We start from the raw sequence: 10,709 nt of genomic DNA, 5'->3' as shown, positions 1-10,709 counted from the left end.
GGGGAGAGGGATCATCGGCATCGGGCGCGCAGACCGCTGGATCGGCAGCGCAGGTCACACGGACAATCCGCCCTCCACCCCGATCCCGCCCGTCTGCCGCAGGCCTTCACCCACGATCATCGCCGCCGCCATCGCGACGTTGAGGGAGCGCATCGCCGGCCGCATGGGGATGAGCACCCGCGCGTCGGCGGCCGCGTGCACGTCGTCGGGCACCCCGGCGGATTCGCGGCCCACCATCACGACGTCGCCGGGGCGGTAGGCGAAATCGGTATAGGGCACGGCGCCCTTCGTGGTGGCGAGCACGAGCCGACGCCCCTCCCCCGCCCGCCATGCCTCGAAGGCGGCAAACGAGCGGTGGCGTGCGATCTCCACGGCGTCGAGATAGTCGAGCCCGGCCCGGCGGAAGTTGCGGTCGGAGACGTCGAACCCCGCGGGCTCGACGATGTCGACCGCGATCCCGAGGCATGCGGCGAAACGCAGCATCGTGCCCGTGTTCTGCGGGATGTCGGGTTGGTAGAGGCAGAGGCGCGGCATGGGATGTGTGACCGTGGCTGGACCTGCCCTCCTCCCCCTTGCGGGGGGAGGCTGGGGGTGAAGGCGGAGGTGGCGCATAGGGCGCACCACCCACACTCCCCCTCCAGGGGAAGGCGGCGGCGCTCGGTCGCAGGTGGGTGCGATGCGTCACCCGGGTTGCCCCGTCATCCTCCCGTCACGCTTGCCCGTCAAGGGAACCGTCCGGCGGGTTCGATCGTCCCCCACCGGTCCCAACCGAAGGCCCCGTCATGTTCCGCTGGCTCGAGAGCCGCATCGACCCGTTTTCGCCGTTCGACGAGGCGCGCACGCCGCCCTCGACGTTCCGCGGCTTCATGTGGGCCTATCTCGCGCCGGTGCGGGGCTGGCTCGGCGTCCTGTTCGTGAGCTCGGTGGCGGTGGGCCTCGTCGAGTCCTCGCTCTATCTCCTCATCGGCTGGTTCGTGGACCTCCTGACCCGATCGAGCCCCGACCGGCTGCTCGCCGACCATGGCTGGCAGCTCGCGGGCGTCGCGGTGCTGATCCTCGTCGTGCGCCCCATCGTGCACTTCACCAACGAGGTGGTGTCGAACCAGGTGATCGTGCCCCAGACCACGGGCCTGATCCGCTGGCGCACCCACACCTACACGCTCGGCCACGCCCTCTCCTACTTCCAGGGCGACTTCGCGGGCCGGCTCGCCAACCGCATCGTCCAGGCCGGGCCGGCCGTGCGCGAGATCGCGGTGACGATCCTCGACACGCTGCTCTACGTGGCGATCTTCGCCGTCACGGCGCTCGGCCTCTTCACCACGATCAGCCCTTGGCTCGCCCTGCCCATGGCGGCGTGGATCCTGCTGTACCTCGCGCTGATGCGGTACTTCGTGCCTCGCGCCCAGAAGCGCTCGCTGACCGCCTCCGAGGCGCGCTCGACCCTGGTCGGGCGCATCGTCGACAGCTACACCAACATCCTCACCGTGAAGCTCTTCGCCCGCGCCGCCGAGGAGCGCTCGTCGGTGCGCGAGGCGCTGGAGACCCACACCAAGGCCTTCCTCGATTCGCACCGGCTGATCTCCGGCGTCATGGGCCTGCAAACGCTCATGAACAGCGCGCTCCTGTTCTCCACGGGCGCGCTCTCGCTCTGGCTGTGGTCCCGCGGCGCCATGACCTCGGGCGAGGCGGCGTCGGGCATCGCGCTCGTCATGCGCATCCTCGCCATGTCGGGCTGGGTGATGCAGACCGTGCGCGGCCTGTTCGAGAATGTCGGCGTCGTGCAGGAGAGCATGGAGACGATCGCGCGGCCTCACGCCATCGTGGACCGGCCGGGCGCGACGCCGCTGCTCGTGCCGCAGGGCGAGATCCGCTTCGACGCGGTGTCGTTCCATTACGGCCGCGAGGAGGGCATCATCGAGAGCCTCTCCTTCACGATCCGGCCCGGCGAGAAGGTGGGGCTGGTGGGCGCGAGCGGCGCGGGCAAATCCACCATCGTCTCGCTGCTGCTACGCCTGCACGAGCTCGACGGCGGGCGCATCCTCATCGACGGGCAGGACGTCGCGGCCGTGACCCAGGATTCGCTGCGCAGCCAGATCGCGGTGGTGACGCAGGACACCTCGCTCCTGCACCGCTCGATTCGGGACAATATCGCCTATGGCCGGATGGACGCCGAGCAGGCGGCGGTGGAGCGCGCGGCGCGGCTCGCCCATGCCCACGACTTCATCCAGGATCTCACCGACGACCGCGACCGGCAGGGCTATGCGGCCCGGGTGGGCGAGCGCGGCGTCAAGCTGTCGGGGGGCCAGCGCCAGCGCATCGCCATCGCCCGCGTGATCCTCAAGGACGCGCCCATCCTCATCCTCGACGAGGCGACCTCAGCCCTGGACTCGGAGGTCGAGGCGGCGATCCAGGATTCGCTCGACAGCCTGATGCAGGGCAAGACGGTGCTCGCCATCGCCCACCGCCTCTCCACCATCGCGGCCCTCGACCGGCTCATCGTCCTCGACAAGGGCGAGATCGTCGAGGAGGGCACCCACGACGAGCTCATCACCCGCAACGGCGTCTATGCCCGCCTCTGGCACCGTCAATCGGGCGGGTTCCTGCGAGACGGCGAGGAGCAGGCGCAGGCGGCGGAATGAAGCGCTCAGCCCAGCGCCCGCAGGGCGTCGGGCGTGTCGATATCGAGGAGCACCCCCTCCCCCGCGACGGGCACCTCCAGCACGCCCTCCAGGCCCCGCAAGAGCGGGCCGGCACCGTGGTCGCCCGTGAGCCGCGCGATGGCGGGTGCGAGGGTGGCCGAGAGGAGGACCGGGTTGCCCCGGCGGCCGTCGGCGACGGGCACCGCGGCAACGGGACGGCCTGCCCCCTCCCAAGCCTCGATCAGCCCGTCGATGAGCGCGGGCGTGACGCGCGGCATGTCGGCGAGGAGCACGACGACCGCCTCGGCCTCGGCGGCGAGCGCCGCGAACCCGGCCCGCAGCGAGGTCGATAGGCCGTCGGAGTAGGCTGGGTTGTGGAGGAGCCGCACGGGCAGGTCGTCGAGCGCCGCGCCGATGGCGTCGGCCCGGTGGCCCGTCACGGCGAGGACCGGGCTGGCCCGGCTCGCGAGCGCGGCGTCTGCCACGTGGCGCACCAGCGGGCGGCCGTCGAGCTCCGCGAGGAGCTTCGGCGCCTCGCCGAAGCGGCTGCCGCGCCCGGCCGCGAGCACGAGGGCTGCGACGCTCAACCCTCCACCCCGCTCTCGCCCCCGGCCCGGGGCTGGCCCCGGGAGACGATCTCCATGAGCAGCCCGCCGACGCCGAGCCTCATGATGTCGGCCCGGGTGACGGGAAGATCGGCGAGGAGGCGGTGGAGGATCCAGTCGAAGCCGTTCTCCTTCGGCGAGCGGGCGCAGCCCGGGGCGCCGATGATGGGCGCGTCGCCGATGCGGCCGACGAGGAGGAGGTTGCCGGGATCGACGGGCATCCCGAGGTGATCGACATGCCCGCCAGCCTGCGCGATCGCGGCCGGCACCACGTCGCGCCGGTCGGCGACGGCGGAAGCGCCGAACACCACCACGAGCTCGGCGCCCTCGCGCGCCTGGGCGGAGAGCGCGGCGGCAAGCGGCTCGACCATGTGCGGGACGCGCACGTCCGAGGCGACCACGGCGCCGGTGGGCCCGAGCCGCTCGCCGAGCACGTCGAGGGTCTTGGCGACGACGGTCTCCTTGAGGCCCGGCAGCATCGTCGAGACCACGCCGACCCGGGTCCGGCGATAGGGCGCCACGCGAACGGCGCCGCCCGCCGCGGCCTCCACGGCCCGGTCGAGGGCGGCGCCGGGCACGGCGTAGGGGATGATCTTCACCGTGCCCACCATCTCGCCCGTCACCACGGGCTTGAAGGCGGGTAGCGTCGCGACCGTGATGGCCTCGTCGAGCGCGTTCACCCGGTCGATCCCGGCGCGGTCCACCACGAGCACGCCGGGGGTGAGCGCAAACAGGTTCGAGCGGCCGGTGAAGGGGCGCTCCACCGTGACGCCGGTCCCCGCGACGGCATGGCTCAGGCGGAGCGCCGCCTTGTCCTCCGCCACGTCGCCGCTCTCCAGGCGCGCCGCCACCACGCGCTCGATGCCCGCAGCCCGCAGGCCCGCCGCAGCCTCGGGCGTGATGGGGCTGCCCTTCTTCACGATGATGCCGCCCGCCCGCACCGTATGGGCCGCGATGGCGCCGACGGCCTCCTCGACGGGCACCTCGCCGAAGATCACGGCGCCCGCCTCCGGTCGCGCCTGAGCGTCGCGACGAGCTCGGCGAGGATCGAGACGGCGATCTCGGCGGGGCTGACGGCGCCGATGTCGAGGCCGATGGGGGCGTGGATGCGGGCCATGTCGGCCTCGGCGAACCCCGCCTGCGTCAGGCGCTCCACCCGGCGCGCATGGGTTTTGCGCGAGCCGAGCGCGCCGATGTAGAAGGCGGATGAGCGCAGCGCGGCCTGGAGCGCGGGATCGTCGATCTTCGGGTCGTGGGTCAGCGCGAGGAGCGCCGTGTAGCGGTCGAGGCCGAGGCGCGGCAGGGCCTCGTCGGGCCACTCGGCGAGGAGCGGCACGTCGGGGAAGCGCTCCGGCGTCGCGAAGGCCGTGCGCGGATCGACGATGGTGACGTCGAGGCCCGCGACCCGGGCCAGCGGCGCGAAGGCCTGGCTGATATGGACTGCCCCCACGGCGACCACCCGCACGGGCGGCACCTGGACGGTGAGGAAGAGCTCGCGGCCGTCAGCCTCCACGAGCCCGCTCTTGCCCGACCGGAAGCGCTCGGCGAGCGCCTCCTCGAGCGGATCGCCCGCGAGCTCCGCCTCCCGCACCACGCGCTGCTCGCCGCCGGCCATGTCGGTGACGAGGATCGCGGCGCGGCGCGCGGCGCGCTCGGCGTTGAGGAGTGCGAGGATGTCGAGGTTCACGACCAGCCCACCACGCTCAACTGACCCGCTCCACATAGACCCGGATGCGGCCGCCGCAGGAGAGGCCGACGCGCCAAGCGGTCTCGTCGGCAACGCCGAATTCGAGCATGCGCGGCTTACCGTCCTCGATCACGTCGAGGGCCTCGGTGATCACCGCGCCTTCCACGCAGCCGCCGGACACGGAGCCGAGGAACGTGCCCTCCCCGTCGATGACGAGGTGGCTGCCCGTCGGCCGGGGCGCCGAGCCCCAGGTCTCGACCACGGTGGCGATGGCCACGCCCCGCCCCTCGCGCCGCCAGCGCTCCGCCTCCCGCAGGATGTCGTCGTCGCCCGAAAGCATGATCAATCCTCCGATCGTGAGCGTACCCAGGAGGGTGACGCTCGGGCAAGGGTTGATGCCGGGCCGAGGTGGCCCCCTCTCCCCGCACGCGGGGAGAGGTGAAAATCAGTCCTCCGGCGCGTCCACGATGGGGTCATAGCGGTCGGTGTCGAAGCCCAGCAGGTTGAAGCTCTGCTGCATGTGGGGCGGCAGGGGCGCCGTCACGTCGATGGGGCGCCCAGTGCGAGGATGGGGGATGACGATGCGGCGGGCCAGCAGGTGGAGCTTGTTCTGCAGGCCGCCGGGGAACTCCCAGTTCTCGACGTTAAAATATTTCGGGTCGCCGATGATCGGGTGGCCGATATGGGCGGCGTGCGCGCGCAGTTGGTGGGTTCGGCCTGTCACGGGCTTCAGGGACAGCCAGGACAGCTTCTGCGCCACCTGGTCCACCAGGGCGTAATAGGTCAGCGCGTGGCTCGCCCCGTCGTCGCCGTGCTTGGCCACCCGCATGCGGGCATCCGCGTCGCCGATCTCCTCGCGGGCGAGATAGGTCGAGATCCGGCCCTGGCGCACCTTCGGGATGCCCATGCACAGGGCCCAATACACCTTGCGCGTGGTGCGGGAGCGGAAGGACTTGGCGAGCGTGGTGGCGGCAAAGCGCGTCTTGGCGATGACGAGGCAGCCCGCCGTGTCCTTGTCGAGGCGGTGGACGAGGCGGGCGCGCTCGCCCTTCTCGTCGGTGAGCGCCTCCAGCATCCCGTCGACGTGCCGCGTGGTGCCTGACCCACCCTGCACGGCGAGCCCGGCGGGCTTGTTGATGACGAGGACATCCTTGTCCTCGTAGAGCGTGATCGATTGCAGGAAGGCGAGGGTCTCCTCGCCCTCCTTGATGCTCCGGGCGCTCACGGGACGCGGCGCGTCGAGCTTGAGCGGCGGAACGCGCACCTTCTGGCCGGGCTGGAGCCGCTCGTTGGGCTTGGCGCGCTTGCCGTCGATGCGCAACTCGCCCTTGCGGACGATGCGCTGGATATGGGTGAAGGCGAGCTGCGGGAAGCGGGCGTTGAGGAAGCGGTCGACCCGCATCTCGGCCTCGTCGGGCTCGACGATCAGGGTCTGGACGCCGGTCTCGAGGGTTTCCTGCGCGGCGGCGCGCACCGCGGCCTTGGTTGGGGCACGGGGTGCCGGCCGCTCGCCCGCGGCCTCCGCATGCCGGGTCAGCTGAGCCGTGGAGTTGCCCGCCTTGATCGAAGGCCGGCGGGTACGCCCGACGCCCGGGGGCTTGGGGCCGCTCGCGGCCCGCGCCCGGCCCGGCGCCTCGCCCGGCGGCTTGGCCCGGCCGCGCGGAGGCCCGTCCCGTCCGGCGGGCGCGTCGCTCCGCCCTTGAGCCTGCCGCTCGCGGCCGGGCGCAGGCTTTCGCCCGCCCGTCCCCTGCCCCGCGCCGCCGCGCGGCCCGCCTCGTCCCGATCTCTGTGCCATGCCCGCTCGTACCACCCGGCCCCGCACCCGGCAAATGGGGGCGGCGGTCCCGTTCACGCAAGGGCACGGCCGAGCATGAGACCTATGCCGAGCGCGGCGACGGACAGGAGCACCGAAGCCGCCACGTAAGCCAGGGCAAGCGCCGCGTCGCCCCGCTCCCACAGGCCCCATGCATCGAGAGAGAAGGCCGAGAAGGTGGTGAAGCCGCCGAGCATCCCCGTCATGAGGAGGAGGCGCGCCTCTCCGGAGCGCCCGGCGAGCATGGCCGCCAGGAGGCCCATGGCGAGCGATCCCACGACGTTCACGCCGAGCGTCGCCCAGGGGAAGCCCGGGCCGAGGAGCCGCAGAGCCCCCAGGTTGACGCCGTAGCGGATGACGCCGCCGAGGCCGGCGCCGAGGAAGACGAGCAGAACGTTCATCGCGACGCGTCCCCCCTCTCCCGATTGGGAGAGGGGCCGGGGGTGAGGGTGGCCAGAGGGGGAGGTTGTCTCACACGGTGCCGCCGGTGTCATGGGAGCGGATGCGGGAGGTTGCTTGCGCGTGCCTTGGGACATGCCTCTCCCACACTCCAGCCTCGTCCTGAGGTGCCCTGCGCAGCAGGGCCTCGAAGGGCGTTCCAGGGATCTCCGGAGGGCTGTGGAGGGCGCCCTCCCTCCCTCAGGGGAGGGGCAGGGGTGGGGTGAGCCGCGCCAGCGGCTGCCTCCAGCCATGGACACGTCCCCAGAACCGGGCTGGGCAGCGGTCCCGACCTTCCGATTGGGATCGGCGTCAAGCCGCCCGCGCTGGCGCGTGGTACCCCACTCGTCGGCTTTCCGCCGACACTCTCCCCTGAGGGGAGAGAGGGCGCAGCGGCGCTGTCACATATCACTGAATCCCCGTGGTCACCCCTTACCCCCTGGCACTTCGTGCATCCCTCTCCCCATGGGAGAGGGGAGTCACTCCCCGCCGCGGCGCTCGCGGCGGAGCTTGTCCCACCAGTCGAGCCGGCGGCCCACGTCGCGCTCGAAGCCCCGCTCGGTGGGCTCGTAGAAGTTCTGGCGTCCAAGCTTGTCCGGCCAGTAGTCCTGGCCCGAGAAGGCGTCGGGCTCGTCGTGGTCGTAGCGGTAGCCGTCGCCGTAGCCCTGGCGCTTCATGAGCTTGGTGGGCGCGTTGAGGATGGTCTTCGGGGGCGCGAGCGAGCCGTTCTCCTGAGCGGTCTTCGTGGCAGCCTTGTAGGCGGTGTAGAGCGCGTTCGATTTCGGGGCGGTGGCGAGGTAGACCGCGGCCTGCGCCAGCGCCAGCTCGCCCTCGGGGCTCCCCAGAAAATCGAAGGCGTCCTTCGCCGCGTTGGCGACGACGAGGGCCTGCGGGTCGGCAAGCCCGATGTCCTCGATCGCCGCGCGCACCAGGCGGCGGGCGATGAAGAGGCGGTCCTCACCCGCGTCGAGCATGCGGCAGAGATAGTAGAGCGCGGCGTCAGGGTCCGAGCCGCGGATGGTCTTATGCAGCGCGCTGATGAGGTTGTAGTGCCCCTCCTGCGCCTTGTCGTAGATCGGCGCCCGGCGCTGGACAATGTCCCCCAGGGCGGCGGCGTCGAACACCTCGCCGGGCCTGGCCGCCCGCCACACCTCCTCGGCAAGGGTGAGGGCCGCACGCCCGTCGCCGTCGGCCATGCGCACGAGGTTCGCCCGCGCCCCCTCGTCGAGCGGCAGGGGCTTTCCCGTCACCGCCTCGGCCCGATCGAGAAGCCGCCCGATCGCCGCCTCGTCGAGGGCCCGGAAGACGAGGACGCGGGCGCGCGACAGCATCGCGGCGTTGAGCTCGAAGGAGGGGTTTTCCGTCGTGGCGCCGATGAGCGTGATCGTGCCGTCCTCCATCACGGGGAGGAAGGCGTCGAGCTGGGCGCGGTTGAAGCGGTGGATCTCGTCGACGAAGAGCAAGGTCCCCTGCCCCGTCCGGCGCCGGTTGCGTGCGGCCTCGAACACCTTCTTGAGGTCGCCCACTCCGGAGAAGATGGCGGAGATCTGCTCGAAATGCAGGTCCGTCTCGCCCGCGAGCAGCCGTGCCACCGTGGTCTTGCCGGTGCCCGGCGGGCCCCAGAAGATGAGGGAGCCGAGCGAGCCCGAGCGCAGGAGCCGGGTGAGCGCGCCGTCGGGGCCGACGAGATGGTCCTGGCCCACGACGTCGGGGAGCCGCTCGGGCCGCAGCCGGTCGGCGAGCGGTCGGGGAGCGCCCTGGTCGAGGCCGGCGGCGGCGAAGAGATCGGACATCCGGCGATAGGGCCCCGGTCCGGGCCCGATGGCAAGGGCCGGCGCGCGCCGTCCCCAAAAGCCGGCGTGACGAGCCCTTTGCCGTTCGGGCCCCTCGTTCCTATTTACGTGGAAAGCGTCCGGGAGCGGCCCGGACCGGCGGAGCCGATCATGCAGGACCCCCATGCCTACCGGGGCCAGCCCTATCCCCAACAGGCCTATGCCCCGCCGCCCGATCTCGCCGACCTCACGGAGGGCGTGCTCGGCCGGCGGTTCGTGGCCTATGCCCTCGATCTCATGATCGTCTTCGGGCTCACGATGCTGCTCGGCCTGCTCGTGCTCGTGCTCGGCGTGATCACGTTCGGCCTCGCCTGGGTCCTGTTCGCGATCCTCGTGCCCGGCACGGCGATCCTCTACTCGGCCCTCACCGTGGGCGGCCCGAACCAGGGCACGCTCGGCATGCGCTTTGCCGGCATCCGCGTGGTGGAGGCCTCCCGGGGCGGGCAGGTCGACATGCTGACCGCGGGCGTCCATGCCCTGCTCTTCTACGTCGCGGCGGGCACCTTCATCCTGCTCGTCGTCGACCTCCTCATGGGCGTCGCCCGGCGCGACGCGCGCCTCGGGCACGACGTGCTCGCCGGCATCGTGGCGATCCGCCGTTAAAAGGGCGGATCGGCCCTGAGCCAAAATTCACGTTTCGGCGTTGATGCCGACCGATGCGGCGCGAGGCCCCCTTGAGCGGGGCGCCGGCGCTGCTATCGTTTCCTTCCCAACCGGGGCTCCCCCGGATTCGAGGCCTCACGCGTGACGAGCCAGCCGCGGGACACGCCGCAATTCTACCTCACGGCCCCCTCGCCGTGCCCGTACCTGCCGGGCAAGGAGGAGCGCAAGGTGTTCACCCACCTCGTGGGCAAGCGCGCCGTCGAGCTCAACGAGATCCTGACGCAGGGCGGCTTCCGCCGCTCGCAGACCATCGCCTACCGGCCCGCCTGCGAGACCTGCCGGGCCTGCGTCTCGGTGCGCATTCCCGTGGGCGAGTTCGAGCCCTCGCGCAACATGCGCCGCGTCCAGAAGGCGAACGCGGACCTCGTGGGCACCGTGGTCCCGAACCGCCCGAGCTCGGACCAGTACGGCCTCTTCCGCCGCTACCTCGATGCGCGGCACGGCGACGGCGGCATGGTCGACATGACCGTGCTCGACTACGCCATGATGGTGGAGGACAGCCACGTCGAGACCCGGATCGTGGAATATCGCCGTCGCGGGCCGGACACGGCGATCAACGGGCGCGGGCGGGGCGACCTCATCGCGGTCTGCCTCTCCGACGTGCTCGCCGACGGCCTGTCCATGGTCTACTCGTTCTACGATCCGACCATGGCCGACCGCAGCCTCGGCACCTTCATGATCCTCGACCACATCGAGAAGGCCCGCGCCATGCGCCTGCCCTACCTCTATCTCGGCTACTGGGTCGATGGCTCGCGCAAGATGGCCTACAAGAGCCGCTTCCTGCCCCAGGAGCGGCTGATGGGCCAGGGCTGGGCCAGGGTCGAGGAATAGGGCTCGGGGTGGAGACGGAGCCGCTTCGCGGCAGCTGAATCCTGGATCCCGGATCGGCGCCTCACTGCGTGAGGCTTGTCCGGGAAAGTGGCGTTGAAGGTTCTGGAAACCGTCCTGCTGCCCTCACCCCACTTTCCCGGACAAGAGGAGCGAAGCCGCAGGCGAAGCGGATCGCAGATCCGGGATCCAGCGCAAGAAGCT

Annotated in this window: 11 protein-coding genes; 3 read left to right on the top strand and 8 right to left on the bottom strand. The window is 71.6% G+C overall.

Going from position 1 to position 10,709, the window contains the following annotated elements; translation table 11 throughout:
• Positions 1–54: 54 nt before the first annotated feature.
• Entirely contained in the window at positions 55–534 is a 480-nt protein-coding gene (locus F0L46_RS01315) for a tRNA (cytidine(34)-2'-O)-methyltransferase (protein ID WP_149815230.1), read from the bottom strand.
• A gap of 248 nt (positions 535–782) precedes the next feature.
• On the opposite strand from F0L46_RS01315, the gene F0L46_RS01310 reads away from it, so the two are divergent.
• Positions 783–2,639, top strand: a complete 1,857-nt coding sequence (locus tag F0L46_RS01310) for an ABC transporter ATP-binding protein (protein ID WP_149815229.1) — start codon at positions 783–785, stop codon at positions 2,637–2,639.
• Between the two features lie 5 nt (positions 2,640–2,644).
• On the opposite strand, the gene F0L46_RS01305 is transcribed toward F0L46_RS01310, so the two are convergent.
• The 7 genes from F0L46_RS01305 to F0L46_RS01275 all read right to left on the bottom strand — a co-directional run bounded on the left by F0L46_RS01305 (position 2,645) and on the right by F0L46_RS01275 (position 8,975).
• Positions 2,645–3,226: a nucleotidyltransferase family protein gene (locus F0L46_RS01305; protein WP_149815228.1), complete on the bottom strand. Its 582-nt coding sequence runs from the start codon at positions 3,224–3,226 to the stop codon at positions 2,645–2,647.
• The gene (locus F0L46_RS01300; protein WP_149815227.1) at positions 3,223–4,242 is read right to left on the bottom strand and encodes a molybdopterin-binding protein; all 1,020 of its coding nucleotides are present in this window, start codon (positions 4,240–4,242) and stop codon (positions 3,223–3,225) included. Before F0L46_RS01300 ends, F0L46_RS01305 begins: the two co-directional genes overlap by 4 nt.
• On the bottom strand, positions 4,239–4,931 hold the full coding sequence (locus F0L46_RS01295; protein WP_149815226.1) for an XdhC family protein: 693 nt from the start codon (positions 4,929–4,931) through the stop codon (positions 4,239–4,241). Before F0L46_RS01295 ends, F0L46_RS01300 begins: the two co-directional genes overlap by 4 nt.
• A 16-nt stretch (positions 4,932–4,947) precedes the next feature.
• Entirely contained in the window at positions 4,948–5,271 is a 324-nt protein-coding gene (locus tag F0L46_RS01290; protein ID WP_149815225.1) for an XdhC family protein, read from the bottom strand.
• Positions 5,272–5,376: 105 nt separating this feature from the next.
• Positions 5,377–6,726 (bottom strand): RluA family pseudouridine synthase, encoded by a 1,350-nt coding sequence (locus tag F0L46_RS01285; RefSeq protein WP_149815224.1) that lies wholly within the window; start codon positions 6,724–6,726, stop codon positions 5,377–5,379.
• A 53-nt stretch (positions 6,727–6,779) separates the two neighbouring features.
• On the bottom strand, positions 6,780–7,145 hold the full coding sequence (gene crcB, locus F0L46_RS01280) for a fluoride efflux transporter CrcB (protein WP_149815223.1): 366 nt from the start codon (positions 7,143–7,145) through the stop codon (positions 6,780–6,782).
• Positions 7,146–7,661: 516 nt separating this feature from the next.
• Positions 7,662–8,975, bottom strand: coding sequence for a replication-associated recombination protein A (locus F0L46_RS01275; protein ID WP_149815222.1), 1,314 nt, complete (start codon positions 8,973–8,975; stop codon positions 7,662–7,664).
• Positions 8,976–9,125: 150 nt separating this feature from the next.
• Between F0L46_RS01275 and F0L46_RS01270 the strand changes: the two genes are divergently transcribed.
• Together F0L46_RS01270 and F0L46_RS01265 are read left to right on the top strand one after the other, a co-directional pair.
• On the top strand, positions 9,126–9,617 hold the full coding sequence (locus tag F0L46_RS01270) for an RDD family protein (protein WP_149815221.1): 492 nt from the start codon (positions 9,126–9,128) through the stop codon (positions 9,615–9,617).
• Positions 9,618–9,758: 141 nt separating this feature from the next.
• Entirely contained in the window at positions 9,759–10,508 is a 750-nt protein-coding gene (locus F0L46_RS01265; RefSeq protein WP_149815220.1) for an arginyltransferase, read from the top strand.
• Positions 10,509–10,709: the final 201 nt, after the last annotated feature.

It is taken from the genome of Salinarimonas soli (assembly GCF_008386575.1).
Classification (GTDB): domain Bacteria; phylum Pseudomonadota; class Alphaproteobacteria; order Rhizobiales; family Beijerinckiaceae; genus Salinarimonas_A; species Salinarimonas_A soli.
Note: the sequence above shows the minus strand (reverse complement) of the source record. Positions and strands in the feature narration are given on the sequence as shown.

Coding starts and splice junctions, on each gene's coding strand:
- F0L46_RS01315 (WP_149815230.1), bottom strand. CDS start 534: ATGCCGCGCCTCTGCCTCTACCAACCCGACATCCCGCAGAACACGGGC.
- F0L46_RS01310 (WP_149815229.1), top strand. CDS start 783: ATGTTCCGCTGGCTCGAGAGCCGCATCGACCCGTTTTCGCCGTTCGAC.
- F0L46_RS01290 (WP_149815225.1), bottom strand. CDS start 5,271: ATGCTTTCGGGCGACGACGACATCCTGCGGGAGGCGGAGCGCTGGCGG.
- F0L46_RS01285 (WP_149815224.1), bottom strand. CDS start 6,726: ATGGCACAGAGATCGGGACGAGGCGGGCCGCGCGGCGGCGCGGGGCAG.
- crcB (WP_149815223.1), bottom strand. CDS start 7,145: ATGAACGTTCTGCTCGTCTTCCTCGGCGCCGGCCTCGGCGGCGTCATC.
- F0L46_RS01275 (WP_149815222.1), bottom strand. CDS start 8,975: ATGTCCGATCTCTTCGCCGCCGCCGGCCTCGACCAGGGCGCTCCCCGA.
- F0L46_RS01270 (WP_149815221.1), top strand. CDS start 9,126: ATGCAGGACCCCCATGCCTACCGGGGCCAGCCCTATCCCCAACAGGCC.